Here is a 20,702-nt window from a genome sequence, read left to right as displayed (position 1 = left end):
CGAGGTAGACCACCTCGTCGATAGGCCAGAGATGTAAGTGCGGTAACGCATTCAGTTGACTGGTACTAATTGCCCGATAGGCTTGATTTGATCCAGTAAAAGAAAGACTTTTACGGACCATATGAAGTCATACACAACACAATCAGCGTACAAGACTTGGACAACACTATCAGAACCGGGTTGTTTACTCGGTTTGGTGATCATAGCGCGAGTGAAACACCCGGTCCCATCCCGAACCCGGCAGTTAAGCACCGTAGCGCCGATGGTACTGCATCTTAAGGTGTGGGAGAGTAGGTCATCGCCAAACCTAGTAAACAACCCAGCTCTCGTATCTCTCAAAACGATACTAAATTAGCGACAGTCGTGCTCAAGTAGCGCTCCGCGCGGTAGCACAGCTAAACTGGCGCGGGATGGAGCAGCCCGGTAGCTCGTCAGGCTCATAACCTGAAGGTCGTAGGTTCAAATCCTACTCCCGCAACCACTGAAAATTGACTCCCGGCTCGCAAAACAGCGCCCGGGAGTTTTTCTTTTTCCAACCCCCCGTAAGTCCCTAAGATCCCAGCACAATCACCGTGAAGCGTGATCGTGTAGCCGTCCTGTGCTTCCGGATCAGGTGTGAGAACCACCGTCTCAATCATATCAGCCAGAGCCTCATGGGCGCGCTGAACGATTGCAGGGTCCCGCAGAGTGTCTTCAAGCGAACGCACGAGTGCACCGTAGGCCGCAGGCAGGTTGGGCATCTCAAAGGGCTCCTTAGGTGTGTGTGCGAGGGCATCGAGCTTGGCGGCCAAGGCCTCACGTTCGGTCTTCCGTTGCTCCAGACGTGGCAGAAGCAGACCCGCTTGACCGGCGCCGTCTTCAATCTGGTCCATAATGCGCGCCATCTTCACATCCAGAGCTGCGATCGCTTTTTCCAAGGCTCTCCGGTCATCACCTTCTGACTTTTGCAACGCATTGAGCTCTCCGCTAACTCTGGTGACGAAGGCTTCCAGGTTCTCCGGTGCCAGTAGCTTTGCTTTGAGGCTTGCGAGAACACGACCCTCGACTTGTTGTCGGGTTATTGTGCTCGCGTTGTCGCAGGCACCGGTGCGTTTGCGCGTTGAGCAGCCGTAGCGTTCCTTTGCCTGAATCGCCATATTGCCTCCACAGTAACCGCATTTGAGAAGCCCGGAGAGAAGGAACTTTTTGCGGTGAGAACGGTTGAGGGCCAGTCCCGTCTTAGGGTCTGTGGCCATCTCGCGTGAAATGGACCTCAGGCGATCGGAGACCGCATTCCAGAGATCTTGCGTCACAATCCGCAGTTCCGGCGCATCGACGACGAGAGGGTCAACGCCAGGTATGGAGGTGCGTTTTCCAGTCTTCGGATCTTTCCGAAACCTCATCTGGCCATACACGATTTGTCCTATGTAAGCGCGATTGCGTAGAATGCCGGTTTGGCGTTTGGCGTTGCCGCGTATCGTGGAAGATTGCCAGAGCCCGCCTGAAGGGCCGGGGACGCCCTCAGCATTCAAAGCTGCTGTAATTTTGGCGGGCGCCAACCCGTTTGCGAAGTCTTCAAAGATGCGACGAACGACCTCAGCCTTCGCTTCATTGATGACGCGGTTTTGGCCCGTAGTAGGCGAGACGTCATAGCCATAGGCGATGCCTGCTGCGACGCGCCCACGGTGTGTTGAGCCGACCTGACCGCGTCTGGTTTTTGCGCCGAGATCCTTAGAAAACTGTTCCGCGACGACGCCGAGGATTGCGGCGTGAAACTGTGTGATCTCGCCGACGTTCACGGCGTAGAGCTGTTGGCTCTGGAACGCGAGTTGATCTCGAAGGTCGGTGATATCCGCCGTTCGGCGACTAAGACGGTCGATAGACTCTGCGAGAACGATGTTGAACGCGCTGGCTTTGGAGTCCCGTAACATGCGCTGATAGGCAGGGCGTGCCGCGGATTGTCCGGATATCTCCTTGTCTATGTAAGTCGCCCCGATGTCCCAGCCTTGGCTGTCTGCATAGGCGCGACAAACGCGGATCTGGTCTTCGATAGAACAAGCATCCTGCAGAACCGAGGAATACCGAGCGTAGAGTGCAACAAGAAGAGCCATGGTTATTAATCCTGTTTGGGGCGAGGTGCGTTGTTGTCGTTTGCGGCTGAAAGCGTCGCGACGTAGCGCTCGGCAAGAAGTCCAACAAGAGCTTCAACAGAAGCGGGGGAGCGGTCGGTTTTGATCGTCATGAGTAGTGTCCTCGTTGGTGGGAAGCGGGGTTCCCGGTTGCTGTTTTGAGGACCTCAGACGCTTTGAAAATTTAAGAAGCGAGTTTGACAAGAAAACTGGTGAACCTGACGAAATACTCCGTCAGGTCGCTGATATTTATAGAAAAGAAATTTGCGATTTAGTCGCGAATTCCACGATGCCAGCCCACGTCGCGCTCGGCTGCAAGCAAATCACGCACACGATTAGAAAGCGAAATCGCTTGTTGAAGTTCTTGAGCAATCCGGTCGAAAATCTCGGAACAATCTTCCGGGTGTTCCATGTCGGCGATCTGCGTTTTGAGGGCATATGCGGCGTCTACAAAGCGATCGTTTAGCAAGCGTCGCTTCTCCACCGCTTGCCGAAGTTCGGTGACGTCAGCGGCGGTCGATCGGTCCAGCTGTATCGTCAGGGATGCGAGGTCTTCGAGGGCTTTGCGCGCGGCCTGCAGGCCGTTCGCAGTGAGTTCCTCCAAGCCGTCGAAATCATCGCGCGGTGTTGGCTGTAGGAACAGCGCAACGCGGTGTGAATTGTCGTTCGGGAAATGTGTTGGGGCAGGGATCATTGTGTCTCTTTCTGGGTCGGGCGAGCACCTGCCGACCTCACTTCGAAGGTCGGCAAGCGCTGGCGAAATGGAAGAAGGTTGCAGGCGCATCGGCGCCTTCAAGCTTTTGATCAGGTCATATCTTCGCCGCGCAGGGTCTGTGCGATTTGCTCAGACCGGCGCAGACGACCGAGCGTCAAAAGCGCACCGCGCAACTGCATCAGAGGCTGGATCTTCTCGCCCAGATCTTGAGCACCCGGGCGCAATATCTGATCGAGAGGCCTTCCAGAGGTGTGCCGCGATGAGACATGGGTATCTCCGAGGGGGGCAGGCTCCGCCACCGCCATCAATGGCAGCAGAACCTGCTCCAGAGCGTCGAGATCGCGCGCGGAAAATATCTTCTCTTGTGCGATCTGCGCAGATAGACGGCGCGCAGCGTCCTCGTTTCTTCGATCTATCCAATACTCCGAGAGTTGATCCAGCGCGTTGTGCGCGCTGGATGCCAGTGTCAGGGCCTGAAACACTGCCGCCTGGATTGGGTCGTAGTCGAGATTGGGCTCAGACATTGATCGTCTCCCATTTGGTTTTGCGAAACTTAGAACGTCGCTCGACAGTGACTGGGCGAAGGCCGCCCGCGTTGCGGCGATGACGCCCGAGAAAATCACGTCGGATGTCGCGTTCTGCGTGAATGCGTGCACGCACGCGGTGCATGCGATCGCTTGCCGGGCCGGTCAGGCGTCCGAGCACGGGCGTGCCAATCTCAGCACTCAGTTCAAAACCTGGATGGTCGAGCGACACGAGAACCCGTCGCGCAGCGTTGAAGCGTGTCGGTCGGTGGAGCGCGGTCGACGCGCGATCTTTGTCCGAGCGGACATCCACGCAGTAGGCTGCTTTGCGCGAGCGTGGATTAGACGTGCCGTAGGCGAGCGATGCGAAGCGGCCGACGTCGGTCTCTTCCACATCGAGGACGAGCGCAGGGCGCACTTTGGGATCGTTTGAGCCGTCGGTCTCATGCGGAAAACGAAACGCGACCACGTCGCCGGTTTGCAAGCTGTCTTGCCACACGGCAGGCAGCACAACGTCGGGAGAAAGGATATCGGTCATTGGGATCTCCAATTGGAACAAACATCACGTCTTCTTCTGAACCGGGGCTGGTCCCCGTTCTCAGATGCGCGACACAAGGTCTGTGCAGCTGAGAACGTGTGTCCTGCACCCGTGGTACACACCGCTTTGCAACCTCACCGAGGCCAGCGCTGGAAGGGGTTTGGGGAAGGTCGGCGCAAGGACCTTCCTCAAGAGCACGGGGTCTTGGGGCGGTTTGCGGAATACCCCCTGAGCCGGTCGGGAGACGCCCTTGGAGTGCAGAGGAGCGTGGCGAACGTTCCTTTGCCGCCCGCCGCGCAGGTGGCCTGCGGCAGCGCGGGGTTCGGGGCAGCGCCCCGACGAACGACAGCCAGAGCGGTTTCCAACGGAAACTGCGCGGGCTGATTAGTGAGTAACTTTCCCTGCGCAGCCAAGCCGCGCTCGGGTCAAGGTGTCGCCTCAAACCTGTGATGCACAAGTTTGCGACAGCGGCCCCACTTCCCGTCCTCAAGACAAGAGGGCGACATCATGGGTGAAGACATCAAGACGGCCTACATGCGACATCCGGTGGTGTTGCGCATGCTGGGCCTCTTTCCGGCGGATCTGGGGGGATACGAACTGCACCGCCGGCGTAAGGGCGGTGATCTTGGTCACGTGGATGAGACACGCTCGAACCTCAACCGACGCCTGATCGGCGGCGAAGATTGGGCGCAGCGTGCCATCGCAGAGATTGAACACATGCGCGTGGAAAACTTCGCCAAAGAGCTTGAAAGGCTGAAGAAGCGGCGCCGCAAGGCGGAGCTTGCCAAGCGGGTTGTAGAGGGACCTAAGGATCCTTGGCGCGGCACACGGCATGGGCCTTTGCGTGAAGTGATCATCACTGCGCATCAGGACTGGTTTGCCTCGATCGATCTACGCAACATGGATGATCTGTTCGGAGAGAGCCGCGAAGACCGGTTTGAACAGATAGCTGTGGCATGGCTCAAAGACAGCTTTGGTGAGGATGTGATCCACGCCCGCGCCGACCTCGATGAAACGACCTATCACATCCACGCCATCGTCATGCCTCGGTCCGAGACAAAGGACGGGCGCAAGATGTTGCAGCCATCAAAACACCCCCTGATCAAGGACTATGAGAAGGCCCAAGACAGTGTGGGGGTGTGGTTCGCGGAGCTTGGTTTGAAACGCGGTGAGAAGCGCAAGCAGGCGTTGCGGGCGGCTGTGCAAAAGCATCGTGAAGAACAGGAAGTACAAGACAAAGATGTCGAAATGCCAGTCGAACTTCCACAGCATGTGGAGCATGTCAGCCCGCGTGAATGGCGTGAAAAAAAGGAGCGGCAGTTGGCAGGCCGTGAAGCCCGCGTCGGCGAGCGCGAGAAAGAAGCCGCGACCAACATAAAGATCGCCAACGCTGTCGCCGCCGGGGATCCCAAAGTGCTCGAAGAGATAGCGCGACGGCAGGGCAAATCCTTCGCCGCGAGCCTGTTCGGAAAAGCTTTTACAACTCTACGCCGCAAGGCCCGCGAGGAGGCAAGGCAGGAAGCCCGGGCTGAAGTGCAGTCTCACTTTGAAGAGATCAAAGCGGCGGATGATGCGATTGTGCAAGCGGCTGCTGCGTTGCCAGAGGCGGCGCGCAAGAAGATCGTTGAAGCACGCAAGTCGTTGGTGGGGCGCATCACTGCGCTCAAGCGGGCGGTTCACAAGGGGACGAAGTCAGACCCCAAAGACGGTCCGGAAATTTGAGGGGAGTCAAACCTCTCTCAAACTTTTTTCTCTCTGAAGAGCAACGATCCTACCTGCTGATTGTCGAACGCGGCATTGCGCTGCCTCGGCAGTCACCGGGGGGCACAGCTTCCCTAAACATTCATGGTCAAAAAGGGGGACTCCTATGGACCTACCAACAGACCTCACCCCGGCGCAGTTGCGTGCGCTTGGGATCATTGCCGGTATCGGCGAAACGCGGGCCGAAGCCCGCGCGAAGATCAAAAAGGCACTTGCGGACACGCTCCCCAAGTTCCTTGAAGCGGCGTCGAAAGACGAAGATTTGCTACGCAAAATCTTTGTCCTCTTTGAAACGGTTGCTACGGCGACAAACGCTTCAAGAATCCAGCTTCATCCACTGCGCCCTGAGGGCATCGGCCAAGAGGTCGACATGCTGCGCGAGGCAAGAAAGGCGAAACCGAAGGTGAAACAAAAGTCGGAGGCAAAACCCGAGACGTGAAGCGCCCTCTGTTAGGATCGCAAAGAAAAAGGGGCGCGGCTTTGGCCGCGCCCTTATGCGTTTTGAGGACTATGCCAGCTCCTCGGGCCCAGGCTCCGCGTCAAAATGCTCAAGCAAAGACGACAGCTCGGCCTGGGTGTAGAGGCCAGATGTCTCAACCGCTTTGCCGATCGCCAGCCAGTGCAATGCCTGTGCCTTGATCGTCCGGTCGTGAACCAGTGCTTCATGACGGAGGCGTTCGTAAAGATCAGGACGAAGAGTGATGTAGCGGGGCATGGGAGGCCTTTCCAATCTGATGCGCTGCAATCAAAAGCGCAGAAGATTGGGAAAGGCAGGTGGCGGTCCAAAGCCGGCTTTGGACCGCATCCCCAAGCGCTGCCTTTCGCGCATGAGTACAATATCGCCATTGGCCAAAGGTCACTTGTGTGGATAAACAGTCGACCTGTCAGATGTCAGGCTTCAAGCCCTCTCGGCCTAAGGCCGTCTTTAGAATCGGTTCGTATCCTTCGACCAAAATTGATCATTCCGGTCGCCGGCGCGATGAGGAGAAACCTGCTTCAGGTGCCCAGGCCTAGAAACAGAATATGGGAACCGGGTCGGTCAAAGTTGTTCTGACTACCAAAGAAGCGGCATGAGGAGCCCTTTGCTCCAAGGCACCGGCGTTTCGAGACCCGCATGCAAATGCACATCAAGATCATAGGCTAAGGTCGTCGTCCACGCGATCAGGACACATAGACTGACATAAGTAATCCCCAAAAAGGCAGTCGTAAGATTGGAGAAGGGCGACCTTATCAACGTCACGATCGGCCCGAGGTAGAAGGCGCCCAACCAGGCGATCGCACCAATGGCGGCAAGGGTGTGTCGCAATTGCAGGAAATCCGCCTGTTCCGCACCCGTTGCAAGTTGCAGCGTGTCCAGCACCATTAAGTAGGGGCCGAAAAAGCCGGTTACAGTCTGAGCGAGCGACAGGTACATCGCGATCTCACCGAGCGGCATAGCCCAATGTGAGACGATGCCTGTCTCGTCCATCTCGCTTGAGGCAATAAACAGGATCAGCGCGACAATCGCCAATCCCAGGGCAAGAAACAGAGGAACCGAGACGGTGACATGGATTGGGATCTCGAAGCCCTCTAGGCGGTAGCCGCCGCTAAGCACGCTGGAATTGGTCATGAGGATCGAGATTACTGCAAGGTTGAAGCCCAACACCGTGAGGCGCGCACGCATAACATTTACTGCGATCCGGACCTTTTTGGCCTTCGGGTCTGTCCTTTTGAGTTTCAGCAATCCTACTGCCCCTTTGTACCTTTTGCAGTCCATAGCATATGTTTGCCAGCTGTCGAGAGACCCGATCGATGTGGCGTGCTACCAGCATCCTGCGAAACGTAAACAACGCTACTCTGGATCGCGAGCTTGCTTTATTTGCCAAAAGGAGCAACAAATTGGCTTGTTATTGTGTGCAACACTAGCTACTCAGCAATAAAATTTCCACGCATTCTCATCTAAACAGGGAAACATTAACATGTCGAAGGACAAGCCCGGGTATTACACGTCAATCTACGAGCAGTATCAGGAAGAGATTCCCGACGAGTTTCCCGAGCAAGGTGTCTCGCCCCGCGCGGCCGAGGCACTGATCGAAAGCGCAATGTGGACAGACGCCAATCCGATGCTCAACCTGTCAAGCTTTGTGACCACCTCCATGGAGCCCGAAGCACGCGAGTTGATCGAGCGGCATTTGCATATAAATTATGTGGATCACGACATGTATCCGACCACCTATGCGATGGAAAAGCGCATGGTGAAGATGCTGCATGGCCTGTGGAATGGTCCGCAGACTGCCGAACCTTACGGTGCAGCTACGGTCGGCTCATCGGAAGCCTGCATGTTGGCCGGCCTCGCGCACAAGTGGAACTGGCGTCAGGCGCGCGAGGCCAAGGGGCTTGATGCGAGCAAGCCCAACATGGTTACCGGTGGCAATGTTCAGATCGTGTGGAAGAAGTTTATGCGTTACTTCGATGTGGAACCCCGCATCGTGCCCCTTGAGAAGGGCAATTACCGGCTGACCGCGGAGCATCTGGACAAGTATGTGGACGAGAACACAACCTGTGTCGTCGCCATTTGCGGCCAGACCTTCACCGGCGAGGACGACGATCTACAGGAGATCCACGATTGGCTCGACGCCTATGAGGCGCGCACTGGGATCTCGATCCCGATGCATATCGACGGAGCCTCCGGCGCCTTCGTCAACCCCTTCCTGTACAAGGACTACGAATGGGATTTTCGCCTGCCGCGTGTACAGTCGATCAACGCTTCGGGTCATAAGTTCGGGCTGGTATACCCTGGCATTGGCTGGGTCGTGTTCCGCGACAAATCAGTCTTCAATGAGGACTTGATTTTCTACGTCAATTATCTCGGAGGCGAATCCCCCACCGCGACGCTCAACTTCTCTCGCAATGCCGCGCAGATCATCGGCCAAGCCTATCAGTTCCTACGCCTCGGCTTCGACGGTTACGAACAGGTAATGCGGCAGACGGTAAAAAATGCAGAATACCTGCGCGACCGGCTTCTGGCGTCGGGCTACTTTGAGATCATGAATAAGACCCAGCGCATCCCAGTTGTGGCAATGACGCTCAAGGACAGCGTCAAGAATTTCAACGAATTCGACGTCTCCTTCAAGGTTCGTGAGAAGGGCTGGGTGCTCTCGGCCTACACCATGCCGCCCAACGCTGAAGAAGTGACCTCGCTGCGCGTCGTGGTGCGGCCGCATCTCAACCGGACCCTGATGGAGGAGCTAGCCAGCCACATCGTCGAGGCGTGCAAATATCTCGAGGAACATGGTGGCACGGCAACCCCGCCAACGCTCCACGGACATGCCAAGCACGCCCCTAAATGCTGAGCGGTGCGAACTTATCCCATTTCAGGAGCCAGCGCTCGGGCCACTGTCAAATTCACGAGGAGGGACGCATGTTACGTCTCGTACAATTTTGTGGCCGAACCCTTCCGGCTATGTTCATCATGCTCATGCTGAGCGCCATCGCCTCCACCGCGCAGGAACCCGTCCCCGATTCCGTCGGCGGCGCGGCGCTACAGATCTTCGAGCCGGTGCTCGAAAGCGGGATCCACGGTTTTTTCGAGCTGCTTGACAAACAACCCTTCGTTTTCTTGCTGCTGGCCCTGGCTATCGGCTACCCGCTCGGCCGCGTGGCGATTGCCGGAATTTCGCTCGGGCCGACCGCCGGCACACTTTTGACGGGAATCGTGATCTCGCTGACCGCTAAAGTCGCGTTCGACATCCAATACGAGATCCCTGGGCTGGTCTCGACCATCTTCCTTCTATTCTTCATGTATGCGCTCGGACTGAAGGTCGGGCCGCAATTCTTCGCCGGGTTGCGCTCCGGTGGCCTTGCCTTCATCACCATCGCGGTCGTGGTCTGGGCACTGAACTGGATCATCGCGTTTGGCGGTGCTCAAATTGCCGGGCTCGATCCAGGCTATGCCCCAGGCATTATCTCCGGCAGCTATACCATCACCGCCGTGATCGGCGTTGCCACCTCTGCGGTGCAATCCGGTGCCTACGTCCCACCCGAGGGTCTGACTGCGGAACAGATTGGCGCCAACATGGCCGCTGGCTACGCGATCAGCTACGTGCTCTCCTCTGTCGGGATCATCCTGCTTATCCGTTACCTGCCTTCGCTTTTTGGCTATGACGCGAAGGCAGAAGCCGCCAAGGCTGAGGAATCTATGAGCGACGGCGCCACGGAGCCCGTCCCCGGCGCAGCGGAATCGCTGACCCTCGGGTTCTCGCCCTATGACATCCGTGCCTACCGGGTTGAGCATACCGCCTTGATTGGCAAATCAGTTGAAGCGCTTCACCATGCTCATCCGAATGCACCCATCCTACGGGTTTTGCGAGGCGGCCAGGTGATCGAGCCGGAGGTGGACCCGATAATCGAAGCTGGCGACATCGTTGCCGTGCGCGCCGATGTGCATGGACTTATCCTGCAGGGCGAAGAGGTGATTGGTCCCGAAGTTGACATCGCCGTAGCCCGAGATGTCGCGCTGGAAGTAGCCGATGTACATGTCGGCTCGCGCGACATTGCCGGTAAGACGCTAGGTCAGCTCGGTGAAGATATCGGCTACGGGCTGCAGCTCAAGGCACTGTTCCGGCATGGCGAGCAAATCGCGGCGGGCGCCAACACGGTTATTCAGCGCGGTGATGTCGCCCGCCTCGTTGGGCCGAAATGGGCAGTTGACCGGGTTGGTGTGAAAGTCGGTGGCAAGCCGATTGTTGAGACAACTTTGACAGAGGTCACCTGGATGGCGATCGCCATGATGGTGGGCTATCTCGTTGGGATTATCAGTGTTTCCGTTGGCGGCATTCCCTTCGCGCTCGGCACCTCGGCGGGCTGTCTGCTCGCGGGGATATTCGTCAGCTATTTCCGCTCGATGAATCCCGAGATCGGCGGGCCGGTTAGCGAGGGCGCGCGCAGCTTTCTGCAAGATATCGGGCTCAACATGTTCGTCGCGGTGCTGGCGGCGAATGTTGGTCCGCAGATATTGCAAAGCTTCCAAGGCGCGACAGTAATCTGGATCGCGCTGATCGGTTCCACCGCAGCGCTCCTACCGCCCTTCATTGGTTTCCTGATCGGCGTCAAGGTTTTCCGCCTAAATCCGATCCTCTCCGATGGTGCAGCCGCAGGCGCGCGTAACTCCACACCTGGTCTCAACGCCATCGTTGCCGAGAGTGGTAGTGCGGTTGCTGCAGTGCCGTATCCACTGACGTATGCAGTCACCACAGTGCTTGCACTGATCGGCGGCTATGTGGCAATGATCCTATCTTAAAAAGTGCTGAAGCTCCGCTGAGCAAGCGGTGCTTCCAACCATTCTCTGCTGGCACCGTCTTCCCGAAAGCTGCAAAGGTCTGATGTCTGACGCCAGCGCCCATTGCACCAAATAGGGCAATTTGAGTGCTGAGTGTTCTTGCCCCATTCTACCTCCCGAGGAGTGGACGATTGGACAGGCAAATAAATGCATTGAGGCGTAGATTGGCAAAGGCGACAGGCAGGCAGAGTTCTGCCCAAGAGAAGATGCAGATCGTGCTGGATGCCCTTCAGATTTGGTTTGCAATTGTTCTCTGCATTTTTCATTTTTATAGGCACATTCACGAATCGTGCTTATCGAAGGCTTAGTATGTCCCCTACAATAACGGTGTTCGGTTCCTATTTTCCGGCTTGGGCTGCCTGTTTAATGGTGGGGATCGGCTGTGCCATAATTGCTCACGGCGTGTTCAAGGCCTTCAACTTTCTTCCTGCTCTGCCCTTTCCTGCGCTTGTTTACTCGTTCACCGTTTTGCTCGGAGCCAATACTTTCTGGCTGGTGATGTTTCTTTGATGATGTTCCCGATTGAACCCTTGGAACCCACTAAACGTTATCTCGGTTGGGCGGTTTTTGCAGGTACTGTTGTTGCAGCCTTCGTGTCCACTTGGGTTGTGCTGAGTAACCTATCAGTCAACCCTCGATCGACAGACGCTTTCTTAGCCGCCGACATTGCGAATATTTCGGCCGGCGTGCCGGGCCAAGTTAGCGCGGTTCATGTTGGGGAAAACGACTTGGTCGCCAAGGGTGACTTGTTGTTTGAAATTGACCCTTCCAACTATGAGCTTGAAAGGGCTCAAGCCGAAGCAAACGTGGCTGCAATACAAGCGGCTATTCGTGAAGCCGAAAGAACGATAAGGGCGGAAAGCGCAAACGCGGTTTCCGCCGCTGCCGAAATTGAACGCGCCACACAGAACTTGAGCCTCGCTCAGGCAACGGTCAGCCGTCTCCGTCCATTAGTTGAACAGGGAATTGCGTCGCGGCAATCTTTAGATGAGGCAGAAACTGCAGCGGCGGATGCAGCGGTCTCCTTGCAAATTGCAACTCAAACTGCAGAGGCTGCCGACGAACTGGTCAAGACAACCGATGTTCTCAATGCCAACCTTGCCGCTGCCCAGGCAACGCTGGCTATTTCCGAACACATGCTTTCGCGAACGAAGATAATTGCTCCTTTCGACGGCAAGGCGGTCGGCGTATCAATTGTTGCTGGTGAGTGGGTTTTGCCAGATGCCCCGGTGCTAAGCCTGATCAATGATGCCAGCTGGTATACCGAAGCGTTTTTCAAAGAAACCGAGCTGGCCGAGATCCGGCACGGGATTCCGGCTACGATCTGGATACTGTCGAACCCAGATCAGCCGATTCATGGAACCGTCCATTCTGTGGGCTGGGGCGTTCAAACCGAGGACGCATTGGAACTGGGTAGTCTTTTGCCTTACGTGCCGCCGACAACGGATTGGGTGCGCTTGGCCAAACGGTATCCGGTTCACATCGAGCTTGAAGATCCACTTCCTGATTTCCTGAGGGTAGGAGCCAGCGCGACCGTTTCGCTGGGTACCCCTTGAAACAGCTACATTCGTTTTTGGTATTCTCTGATCTGTGGCCCTTTGACTTAAAAGACAGGGCCTTCAAAGCTCTGGTTCTGTCCTCGGTCGTCGGGCTGACAATCGTGTTTTCCAAGCACTTGAGCCTGCCAGAAACCGCCCTTTCGGCTTATCTGGTATTGTTTGCTGTTCGGCCGGGAGCTTTTGAGACGATTGGGATCGCAATCGCGCTTATCTTCGCCGCGCTATTTGCCGTAGGTTTTTTGACTCTGGCGATAATGGCGACGTCAGGCCAGCCTGCGCTCAGAATTCCTCTCATGTTTGTCACTGCATTTGGTTGCTTTTGCTTGGCGAGTGGAAGCAGCGAAGGGGCTGTCTTCACCACCGCCGGTATGATCATTTTCGAGGTTCTTAGCGGCCTGGACGTTATCCCATTTCCCGATCTCGTATTAAGGGGCATGTTCTGGCTGATAGCTGTGGTGATGTTGCCAATGAGCCTGCTCATCGTCTCGCAGCTTATACTCGGAAGACTCCCCTTGAGCTTCGTCAGAAATGAACTCGGCCTGCGTCAGAAAGTTCTCGATGCCCGGGATGCGGGGGATCCGTCGAGCAAGAGAGTTTTACGTTCATTTTTTCTTACCAGCCCCAGAGGCCTTACTAAGCCGTTGCAACAAGTTCGCAACAGCGGGTTCCTGCTGTCTTCCTTTCCTCAGTGGGAAGCCCTTTCAGATGGAACGGCACGAAATCTTGCTCTTTCGTTGCAGAACGTGCTGCCGCATCCCATCGAGATGCCCGTCGGTGGCAAGACCCCGCGGGTGAATGTACGGCGTACGAACGACGAGAAGACACCTTTCAGTCCTGACATCCGATTTGCATTGGCCGCAACCTTGGCGGTGGGGATTAGCTACATAGTGTTCCTGCTGCTGAAATGGCCAGAAATTCACACCATCACGATTACAACTTTTCTGATATCTATTTCGACCAAACACGAGACTTACTATAAAGCCGGCTTGAGGATGGCCGGGTTTTTTGCAGGCGCGTTGATCACAATTTCAACACTTCTTTGGGTCATTCCGGAAATCGAAAACGCCTCGCAACTTGGACTAGTTTGCTCAGTTGTTCTTTTTCCCGCTGCGTGGATCGCTCTTTCCAACGAAGTCGTGTCGTACGTGGGTTTGCAGATCGCTCTCGTGTTCCTTCTGACAGTTGTGAACTCTCCAGGGCCGGAGATTGATTTGACAATTGCTTGGGGACGGTTTTGCGGCATACTCTTGGGGACACTGATCGTCACAGTTGTTTTCCAGACCTTTCTTGCCGATAGGCCAGAGGTTCGTATCGGAAAACAACTCTCGACCCTGAGAAGACGAAATGCAGCGCGAACGTTTGACCAAAGGGGCGATGGAGAAGAAATGCTGGAACTGATAGATCAGGTGGCCGCGTTGCGCCGACTGATTTTTATTGCAAGAAAAGATCCCACGCAGACACCCAGCTCGAAAATTGCGCTGGATTCACTTTGGATCAATACGAACCGGCTTTTTGTTGAGATAGTAAACAGAACCCGCCCGCTCAATCAAAAAGCGCAGAATGTGCCACCGAACTCCAGAGGCAGAGCTTCATGAAGAAAACCGGTGTATGCGTACTCTGCCTGCTTTTGTTGGGATGCGAAGAGGCGCCCCAAGGGCGCAGCTTGGTTACGTCCTCAACCCCGATTGTGGATTCACCAGAAACCAGACAAGCCGATGCGGACTTGTCTGCAGAAATCGCTGTGGATCCAAGCACACTTCCAGGCGTGTCTACTGGCAAGGTCTACACGTTGCCGCAGCTGATAGACATCGCCCAAAGCAGAAACCCGGTCACTCGCAAAACCTGGCTTGCCGCACGCCAAGCAGGCCAAAACGTTTCAGCCGTTCGTGCAGCCACGCTGCCATTGGTGACTGCATCAGTTATTGCCGGCGGTCAGCGTTTCAACACTGATGTCAATCCGGCTCTCCTGCCCCCTTCAACGGTTTCGACAGACGTTAGCGGCGTGGCGGCCGTGGTCGGCGTATCCTGGCTGCTTTTTGATTTCGGTGAGAACATCTCACGGCAGCAGGCCGCCGATCAGCTGGCAAGAGTGGCCGAACTCCAGTTTAACAGAGCGCATCTGCAACTTATTTTCGACGTATCTTCCCACTACCACCGTCTCGATGCTTCTCAAAAAAAGAACATGGCGGCCACAGCCGCGACCCAACGTGCGGAACAGCTTCTCGAAGCAGCCAATAAACGGAAGGGCTCAGGTCTTGGAAATGACGTTGAAGTGGCTCAGGCAGAACAACTCTTGGCCCAAACCAGGGTGGTTCAATCACAGGTCGCAGGCGAAGTTGGTGCCGCCCGGGTGTTGCTCGCCTCGGCTTTGAATTTATCACCCAATTCTGTTGTTCGGATCAGGCCGACAACCGGGCGACTTCCGTCCCCCAAAAGTAAGACTTTGGAGACTTATGTCCAAAGCGCCATGAAATCACACCCGGAGGTGCTAGCTGCTCTGGCTGAAGTGCGGGCGGCGCAATTTGATTTGGACGCAACCGCTGCTTCCTACCTTCCAAAAATTTATGGGGGCGCGAATGTGTTGGCAGGGAACAGTGGCCTGAGCATTAATGGATTTGAACCTGGAGGTATTGGCACAACCTCAAGTTCGGGAGTGTTCTTAGGAGTAACTATTCCAGTTTTTGATGGAGGGCTGAAGGAGACGCGTCTCAACAACGCGAATAGTCGGATAAGCTCCGCGAAAGTTGGGGTAGAGATCGCACGCTCAGTAACCAGTAGAGAAGTTGGTTTGGCATATCAGGCACTAAAGACCTCGCTTGCCGTGCACCTTGCAGCGCAGGATCTTGTGACCTCAGCAAAACGCACTGCAGACGCGGCAGAAAGTGCCTACGCCGCAGGGATTGGGACTATTTCAGACGCTTCTGTGGCCGCCTTGAATGAGTTTGTCGCCATTGAAGCACTGGCGGACGCACGAGCCGCAGTTTATATTTCGTCGGCAGCCTTGGCTTTAGCTACCGGGACCTATGGCAACTAGACGTTCATTCCAGAGATTTTTTGAACCGTAGCGACGCCGTCGCAATGCCGAAAATCGAATAAAGCGACAGAACGAGCGCGCCCGACCCAAGGTCGGCGAAGGTTGCATCACGTAGAACCACCCCGCGGATCATGTCCATAAAGTGTATAGCGGGGAAAAGGTTTGCGATCATCTGGGCTGATTGAGGTATGCATTCATAGGCAAGCGACTGCGTCAGCCGGTGACTATGGGCGGCCAGGGTGGGGGCTGGTGTGTGTGCCCAGATGTACGTGCGGCGCGGGCGCTTGAATTCACCTTTGAGGTGAACATGTCAAGGATCGTGGCCTTTGATCCGCAAACCAAAGTCCGCAACAAAACCTGTTGGGTGTCTGCTAATTATTTGGTCACCAGCATTGAGCATTAGCATGTTGAGGCGGCGTTTGAACAGCTCAGAAATCGCCAACCGTGTTTGAAATTGACCAAGAGGCTCTCGCAGTCTTCGGTGGTATCAGGCTCCCGCAACCAAATTTATAACATAAATATCAAGTCACTAGCCGCCTCAGGGCGGTTTTCCACGTTTGCGCTTCAGCGCACGTGTCCGGCAGCTCGCCGACCTCTTCAATGTCCAAGGTGATCAGCCTCAATCAAGTGGTCCACTTTGAATGTTAGTGCATGATTGGCCTTGGTTCCATTGGGACGATGGTTTCTGAGGCCGGTGGGCGATAACCCAAGGCACCGTGTGGTCGTTTGGTGTTGTAGTGTTTCCCGCTGACCGGCAGGGCATTGTGCAGCAATGTCCCGAGTGGTTCCATTGTTCGATCAGGATTTGGGCCTCCTTTAGGCTGTTGAAGACTTCATCATTTGGAAGCTCGTCGCGGAACCGGGCATTGAAACTTTCACAGTATCCTTTCTCCCAAGGTGACCCGGCTCGATGTAAGCGGTCTTGGCTCCGACCGCGCCTATCCAATCCCGAACAGCCTGAGCTATGAACTCTGGGCCGTTGTCTGATCTTATGTAGGCCGGAACACCGCGCAGGATGAACAAATCCGTCAATGCATCGATCACCTCGGCTGAATTCAGCTTCCGTTTCACTCGGATCGCCAAGCATTCCCGGCTGTGCTCATCCAGGATATTCAATGTCCTGAACGCCCTTCCATCATCCGTTCGATGATGAACGAAGTCATACGACCAGACATGGTTGGGATACTCTGCACGCAGTTGGATACCCGAGCCATCGTTGAACCAGAGCCGTCCTTTCTTGGGCTGCTTCATCGGCACCTTGAGCCCCTCACGCCGCCACAAGCGTTCAACACGCTTGTCGTTCACCCGCCATCCCGCATCTCTCAGCAAAGCTGCGATGCGGCGATAACCGTATCGGCCATACTGGCGAGCCAGTTCGATCATGTCGGCAACCAAGCGGTCTTCATCGGCGCGACCTTTTGGGGCTTTACGCTGTGTTGAACGGTGTTGATGCAACACTCTGCACGCCCGACGCTCTGAGATGCGGAACTGGCTTCGCACATGCACAATGCTGGCACGGCGGCGCGAAGGGCTCAGTAGTTTCCCCGTGCTGCTTCTGACAATATCAGCTTGTCCAGCGTTAGGTCCGACACGGCTCTTCGCAGCCGTTCATTCTCCTTCTGAAGTCGTTTGAGTTCCTTCAGTTGATCGGTTCCCATTCCGCCATATTGCTTACGCCAGCGGTAAAACGTCTGCTCGGTTATCTGCACTTGGCGGACGGCATCAACGCGTGCCATGCTTGGCCGCACAGCACCTCGATCTGCCGTAACTTCGTGACAATCTCTTCCGGCTTGTGTCGCTTCATTCCCATATTAGATCCTCCGTTCGCTATCTATACGGGCGGACCACTTCCGTGGGGGAGGATCAACTCGGAACTAAGCCAAAAAGTGTGCCGATTGATCCTTATGAGCGCGATTTGGGTGTGAGGCCTTCGCAAAACTATACTAAAGGTCAGTGGAATTCTCTTTTGATCACTCTACCATACACCAGCTCCAGCCCGCACTTTGTTGGTTTTCCCTAAGTGTACCTCGAACATTCTGACGAGGTCGCTTTGAAAATTCGCCATCAACCCGCAGGCTCCGACCTGAGTTGGACCGTCCAAGCCCCCCTGACGTTTGAGGCCCCGTCCGGTCAGGTTGTACGGATTGATGCCTGGTCTTTGGCCGGGCTGTCTTGGCCGAAAGAGGCGGGAAAGTGTCCGCAGACAGGGCAACTTAGCGTACCGTTCCAGGGAGTCGACGTGCGTTTTCCGGTGCGGCTTACGCAGCCAGATAGCGAAAGCTTTGTCGAATTTTCCGGTTTAAGTGGGCGGCAAAGAGAAACTTTGGCGCTGTTCTACCGTGCTTTGCTTTCAGGTCGAATGGCCAGCAGCGAAGATGTCATCACAAGCTTGGACACGCCGGTGGACCTCGTTCCAATGGAAGAGACCGAAGAAGAGAAAGAGGAAAGCACCAAAGGACGGTGGCCAACACCGATCCGCGTGGTTCTCCATGTTGTTCTCTACGCGATGGTTGCACTCACTGTTGCGACAATCCTTGGTACATCCCTGTTTAACAGCTTTACACGCATCAACGTTCAGCATGGGCGCGTGGTGGCTCCCATTGCCGAGCATTTGCCTGCCAGTGAAGGGTTTGTGAAGTCGATTTCCGTGAAAGCTGGCGAGGCTGTCGTTGCAGGGCAGGTTTTGGTGCGTCTTAAAGACCCCGAGGCACAGGGCAAATTGGCTTTGGCGCGTTCCAAACTGGCGCACGAACAGAATGAACTCCTGAGCATAACCCGCACGCTGGAGGCATTGACGTCTTACCATAGTGTCGAGGCACCAGACACACGCGCGAGCGCCATGAGGTTGGCATACACGCGCTTTGTTGGGGACCGTGGGTTTGACACCCTTTGGGACAGGTGGCGGACAGAGCAGGCAACGTCTCCTGCCCAGTCGGTGGCTCAGGATCCATTTGTGTTTGCAGTAGCGAGACTAAAAGAGGTCGAGGCGGCACAACTGGCCAAAGTGCGCGGCCTGCGTGCGGCGCGCGATGCCCAAAAGGATGCCATTTCACTTAGCCACGTGCGAGCGCCAAGTGATGGACTGGTGCATGAGGTTCTGGTGCGCAAAGGGCAGCCTTATGACTACAACGATTTGGCTGTTGTTTTTGAAGGGGACGCTCCGCGTGTGGCGCAGGGTTGGGTCAGCGAGCGTTTCGCAGAAACCATTTTCGTTGGTATGCCCGCCAGCATCGGCATCAATACTGCAGGCCGGAAGAAAACCTTGGCTGGCAAGGTGACGGACGTGGCTGCGGGGGCAGATCCGCGGCGGCCGGGTGAGTTCGGCATCATTGTTACTGTGACCCCCACCAATCTGAGCGCCCAGGAGACAAAATCGGCCTTGCGAAAGGATGCGCCTGTCAATCTTCAGGTCCGCCGCCCTTGGGCCCAGCGCATGATCTCCCGCGTCAAAACCCTGTGGTCGCGCGATGCGTGACATACATTCCGAATACGCGTTCGATAAGGATCTGACCAACCGGCTTCGGGAATTGCAGCGCCCCAAGAAACCGTATTGGCGCCGCTGGACCTTCAAAAATCTGATGGTGCTTTTTGCGGTGATTGCGCTGCTTTTCTGGCTGTTGGTCTCTGTGCCCAACCGGTTTCTCGATCCAAATGTAGGGCACATCACAATTGTCTTGGGATCTCTGGGCCTTTGGCGTTTCGGCTGGTGGTTCACCCATGCCATTCGCGCTTCGATTTATTCGTATGTGGCATGGCCGGCAAAACGCAAAAAGGCTGACGCGATTTGGCAGACCGGATGGCGACCGAAACGGTTACATATACAAATGACCACCTATTTTGAGGAGCCGTCGATCACCAAACGGGTGATCGGGTCAATTCTTGGCCAAATCCGCCGCGAACGCATTCCGACCACAATCTATATCGGAACCGGCAGTGCCTATGACGAGATGATCATACGGGATTTTGTTCAAACCTATGCGCAAGACATTCCCGACGACCTCGCCGAGCTTGTTTTTATTCGCCAAAATCACCCCGGCAAGCGGATGGCCATCGGCTTGATTTTGCGGGCTATGAGTCGAGCAGCGGCGGACCCTGAGGATTTGGTGATCTTCATGGATGGCGATGCCTTGTTCGGAGACGATGTGCTGAAAAAAACACTGTCGATGTTCGCCTATGATCCGGAGTTGCAGGCGTTGACCACGGACGAAGAGGTCATCTGCTACGGACCTCAGTGGATTGCCAAATGGCTAGACATGCGTTTTGCTCAAAGGCGTCTCGCGATGCAAAGCCATGCTCTGTCCGACAGGGTTCTGACCTTGACTGGACGGATGAGCGTTTTCCGCGCCCGACATATCTTGGATCTGAAGTTCATTCGAACAATCGAGGCGGACCACCTGAACCACTGGCTTTGGGGCCGGTTTCGCTTTTTGTCCGGCGACGACAAATCGACTTGGTATCGCCTGCTGAGTGTCGGGGCAAAGATGACTTATGTCCCGGACGCCACGGTCTATACAATCGAAGTGATCAAAGAAAACGGCCTGATGCGGATGATCCAGAATTTCCGCCGCTGGTCTGGAAATATGTTGCGAAATGGCAGCCGCGCCATCGCATTGGGCCCGCGCCGGATGCCTCTGTTCATCTGGTGGTGCGTGGTGGACCAACGTCTGGCAATGTGGACCATGATGGTGAGCCCGATCATGGCGGTGTTGGGCAGCATGATCGCACCTGGGTATTTCCTGAATTGCCTGATCTGGGTGCTGTTTTCCCGAGTGGTGCTTTGTCTGTTTTTGATCGGCTACAGCCGTCATGCAGACATGAGCTGGCCGTTTATTCTCTATCTCAATCAAGTGATTAACGCGTCGGTGAAAATCTACATGATCTTTCATTTGTCCAAGCAGAAATGGTCCAATCGTGGCAATCAAAGTGCAGGGAACCATACTGGATTTGTCGACCGTCTCCGCAATGGGTTCGCCAAGTTTCAGCTTGTGACAGCCACCTCTGCATTTCTAACTCTTTTGATGCTTTATGTTGGGCTGATTGACCTGCCCTTTTGAGGGTCTGCTATCCTTTTGAACAGGTCGATAGCCCTCCGACATCGCACCTTCGTTTTTGTTGCCAGCTATCCTCGCTGCAACAAACAAGAAAG

At 55.6% G+C, this 20,702-nt stretch carries 18 protein-coding genes, 1 tRNA gene, 2 rRNA genes and 1 pseudogene; 13 read left to right on the top strand and 9 right to left on the bottom strand.

The window, feature by feature from the left end; genetic code table 11:
- From BM069_RS19385 to BM069_RS19375, 3 genes are all read left to right on the top strand, one after another.
- Positions 1-90, top strand: a 23S ribosomal RNA gene (locus BM069_RS19385); the annotation flags it as partial.
- A gap of 102 nt (positions 91-192) precedes the next feature.
- Positions 193-307: ribosomal RNA gene (gene rrf / locus BM069_RS19380) — 5S ribosomal RNA — on the top strand.
- A gap of 97 nt (positions 308-404) precedes the next feature.
- A tRNA-Met gene (locus BM069_RS19375) sits at positions 405-481 on the top strand.
- Here BM069_RS19375 and BM069_RS20220 read toward each other — a convergent pair.
- The 5 genes from BM069_RS20220 to BM069_RS19350 form a co-directional block, all read right to left on the bottom strand.
- Positions 438-2,090: a recombinase family protein gene (locus tag BM069_RS20220; protein WP_425288697.1), complete on the bottom strand. Its 1,653-nt coding sequence runs from the start codon at positions 2,088-2,090 to the stop codon at positions 438-440. The genes BM069_RS19375 and BM069_RS20220 overlap by 44 nt on opposite strands.
- A 5-nt stretch (positions 2,091-2,095) precedes the next feature.
- Positions 2,096-2,221, bottom strand: coding sequence for a hypothetical protein (locus tag BM069_RS20160; protein ID WP_280137043.1), 126 nt, complete (start codon positions 2,219-2,221; stop codon positions 2,096-2,098).
- Between the two features lie 158 nt (positions 2,222-2,379).
- Positions 2,380-2,802, bottom strand: a complete 423-nt coding sequence (locus BM069_RS19360) for a hypothetical protein (RefSeq protein WP_093326172.1) — start codon at positions 2,800-2,802, stop codon at positions 2,380-2,382.
- A 110-nt stretch (positions 2,803-2,912) separates the two neighbouring features.
- Positions 2,913-3,347 (bottom strand): hypothetical protein, encoded by a 435-nt coding sequence (locus tag BM069_RS19355; protein WP_093326171.1) that lies wholly within the window; start codon positions 3,345-3,347, stop codon positions 2,913-2,915.
- Positions 3,340-3,885, bottom strand: a complete 546-nt coding sequence (locus BM069_RS19350) for a hypothetical protein (protein ID WP_093326169.1) — start codon at positions 3,883-3,885, stop codon at positions 3,340-3,342. Before BM069_RS19350 ends, BM069_RS19355 begins: the two co-directional genes overlap by 8 nt.
- 507 nt (positions 3,886-4,392) lie before the next feature.
- Between BM069_RS19350 and BM069_RS19345 the strand changes: the two genes are divergently transcribed.
- A complete protein-coding gene (locus BM069_RS19345; RefSeq protein WP_093326167.1) occupies positions 4,393-5,607 on the top strand; it encodes a plasmid recombination protein in 1,215 nt (404 codons plus the stop codon).
- A 145-nt stretch (positions 5,608-5,752) separates the two neighbouring features.
- Positions 5,753-6,085, top strand: coding sequence for a hypothetical protein (locus BM069_RS19340; RefSeq protein WP_093326166.1), 333 nt, complete (start codon positions 5,753-5,755; stop codon positions 6,083-6,085).
- Between the two features lie 69 nt (positions 6,086-6,154).
- Here BM069_RS19340 and BM069_RS19335 read toward each other — a convergent pair whose 3' ends face one another.
- Positions 6,155-6,361, bottom strand: a complete 207-nt coding sequence (locus tag BM069_RS19335) for a TA system antitoxin ParD family protein (protein ID WP_093326164.1) — start codon at positions 6,359-6,361, stop codon at positions 6,155-6,157.
- A gap of 339 nt (positions 6,362-6,700) precedes the next feature.
- On the bottom strand, positions 6,701-7,369 hold the full coding sequence (locus BM069_RS19330; RefSeq protein ID WP_139216257.1) for a hypothetical protein: 669 nt from the start codon (positions 7,367-7,369) through the stop codon (positions 6,701-6,703).
- Positions 7,370-7,604: 235 nt separating this feature from the next.
- Here BM069_RS19330 and gad point away from each other — a divergent pair, with 235 nt between their 5' ends.
- The 6 genes from gad (at position 7,605) to BM069_RS19300 (ending at position 15,556) form a co-directional block, all read left to right on the top strand.
- Positions 7,605-8,978: a glutamate decarboxylase gene (gad, locus tag BM069_RS19325; RefSeq protein WP_093326161.1), complete on the top strand. Its 1,374-nt coding sequence runs from the start codon at positions 7,605-7,607 to the stop codon at positions 8,976-8,978.
- Positions 8,979-9,046: 68 nt separating this feature from the next.
- Positions 9,047-10,924: an aspartate:alanine exchanger family transporter gene (locus tag BM069_RS19320; protein ID WP_212611567.1), complete on the top strand. Its 1,878-nt coding sequence runs from the start codon at positions 9,047-9,049 to the stop codon at positions 10,922-10,924.
- Between the two features lie 261 nt (positions 10,925-11,185).
- A complete protein-coding gene (locus BM069_RS20215) occupies positions 11,186-11,473 on the top strand; it encodes a YtcA family lipoprotein (RefSeq protein ID WP_093326159.1) in 288 nt (95 codons plus the stop codon).
- Complete coding sequence (locus tag BM069_RS19310; protein WP_093326158.1) at positions 11,473-12,519, top strand: HlyD family efflux transporter periplasmic adaptor subunit; 1,047 nt, start codon at positions 11,473-11,475, stop codon at positions 12,517-12,519. Before BM069_RS20215 ends, BM069_RS19310 begins: the two co-directional genes overlap by 1 nt.
- Positions 12,516-14,117 (top strand): FUSC family protein, encoded by a 1,602-nt coding sequence (locus BM069_RS19305; RefSeq protein ID WP_139216256.1) that lies wholly within the window; start codon positions 12,516-12,518, stop codon positions 14,115-14,117. Before BM069_RS19310 ends, BM069_RS19305 begins: the two co-directional genes overlap by 4 nt.
- The gene (locus BM069_RS19300) at positions 14,114-15,556 is read left to right on the top strand and encodes a TolC family protein (protein WP_093326156.1); all 1,443 of its coding nucleotides are present in this window, start codon (positions 14,114-14,116) and stop codon (positions 15,554-15,556) included. The genes BM069_RS19305 and BM069_RS19300 overlap by 4 nt, the downstream gene beginning before the upstream one ends.
- A 4-nt stretch (positions 15,557-15,560) precedes the next feature.
- On the opposite strand, the gene BM069_RS19900 is transcribed toward BM069_RS19300, so the two are convergent.
- A complete protein-coding gene (locus tag BM069_RS19900) occupies positions 15,561-15,728 on the bottom strand; it encodes a hypothetical protein (protein WP_170846799.1) in 168 nt (55 codons plus the stop codon).
- Between the two features lie 472 nt (positions 15,729-16,200).
- Positions 16,201-17,366 (bottom strand): annotated as a pseudogene (locus tag BM069_RS19295) (IS3 family transposase).
- Positions 17,367-17,795: 429 nt separating this feature from the next.
- Between BM069_RS19295 and BM069_RS19290 the strand changes: the two are divergent.
- Both BM069_RS19290 and BM069_RS19285 read left to right on the top strand, forming a co-directional pair.
- Positions 17,796-19,031 (top strand): HlyD family secretion protein, encoded by a 1,236-nt coding sequence (locus BM069_RS19290; protein ID WP_139216255.1) that lies wholly within the window; start codon positions 17,796-17,798, stop codon positions 19,029-19,031.
- On the top strand, positions 19,024-20,610 hold the full coding sequence (locus BM069_RS19285; RefSeq protein ID WP_093326152.1) for a glycosyltransferase: 1,587 nt from the start codon (positions 19,024-19,026) through the stop codon (positions 20,608-20,610). The genes BM069_RS19290 and BM069_RS19285 overlap by 8 nt, the downstream gene beginning before the upstream one ends.
- The last annotated feature ends 92 nt before the right edge of the window (positions 20,611-20,702 follow it).

This window comes from Shimia haliotis (assembly GCF_900114415.1).
GTDB classification, from domain to species: domain Bacteria; phylum Pseudomonadota; class Alphaproteobacteria; order Rhodobacterales; family Rhodobacteraceae; genus Shimia; species Shimia haliotis.
Note: the sequence above shows the minus strand (reverse complement) of the source record. Positions and strands in the feature narration are given on the sequence as shown.

What these genes read in the sequence shown, in the direction of transcription:
- BM069_RS19350 (WP_093326169.1), bottom strand. Translation starts at nt 3,885, where the DNA reads ATGACCGATATCCTTTCTCCCGACGTTGTGCTGCCTGCCGTGTGGCAA.
- BM069_RS19900 (WP_170846799.1), bottom strand. Translation starts at nt 15,728, where the DNA reads ATGATCGCAAACCTTTTCCCCGCTATACACTTTATGGACATGATCCGC.
- BM069_RS19340 (WP_093326166.1), top strand. Translation starts at nt 5,753, where the DNA reads ATGGACCTACCAACAGACCTCACCCCGGCGCAGTTGCGTGCGCTTGGG.
- gad (WP_093326161.1), top strand. Translation starts at nt 7,605, where the DNA reads ATGTCGAAGGACAAGCCCGGGTATTACACGTCAATCTACGAGCAGTAT.
- BM069_RS20215 (WP_093326159.1), top strand. Translation starts at nt 11,186, where the DNA reads ATGCCCTTCAGATTTGGTTTGCAATTGTTCTCTGCATTTTTCATTTTT.
- BM069_RS19355 (WP_093326171.1), bottom strand. Translation starts at nt 3,347, where the DNA reads ATGTCTGAGCCCAATCTCGACTACGACCCAATCCAGGCGGCAGTGTTT.
- BM069_RS19345 (WP_093326167.1), top strand. Translation starts at nt 4,393, where the DNA reads ATGGGTGAAGACATCAAGACGGCCTACATGCGACATCCGGTGGTGTTG.
- BM069_RS19360 (WP_093326172.1), bottom strand. Translation starts at nt 2,802, where the DNA reads ATGATCCCTGCCCCAACACATTTCCCGAACGACAATTCACACCGCGTT.
- BM069_RS19310 (WP_093326158.1), top strand. Translation starts at nt 11,473, where the DNA reads ATGATGTTCCCGATTGAACCCTTGGAACCCACTAAACGTTATCTCGGT.
- BM069_RS19300 (WP_093326156.1), top strand. Translation starts at nt 14,114, where the DNA reads ATGAAGAAAACCGGTGTATGCGTACTCTGCCTGCTTTTGTTGGGATGC.
- BM069_RS19320 (WP_212611567.1), top strand. Translation starts at nt 9,047, where the DNA reads ATGTTACGTCTCGTACAATTTTGTGGCCGAACCCTTCCGGCTATGTTC.
- BM069_RS20220 (WP_425288697.1), bottom strand. Translation starts at nt 2,090, where the DNA reads ATGGCTCTTCTTGTTGCACTCTACGCTCGGTATTCCTCGGTTCTGCAG.
- BM069_RS19285 (WP_093326152.1), top strand. Translation starts at nt 19,024, where the DNA reads ATGCGTGACATACATTCCGAATACGCGTTCGATAAGGATCTGACCAAC.
- BM069_RS19335 (WP_093326164.1), bottom strand. Translation starts at nt 6,361, where the DNA reads ATGCCCCGCTACATCACTCTTCGTCCTGATCTTTACGAACGCCTCCGT.
- BM069_RS20160 (WP_280137043.1), bottom strand. Translation starts at nt 2,221, where the DNA reads ATGACGATCAAAACCGACCGCTCCCCCGCTTCTGTTGAAGCTCTTGTT.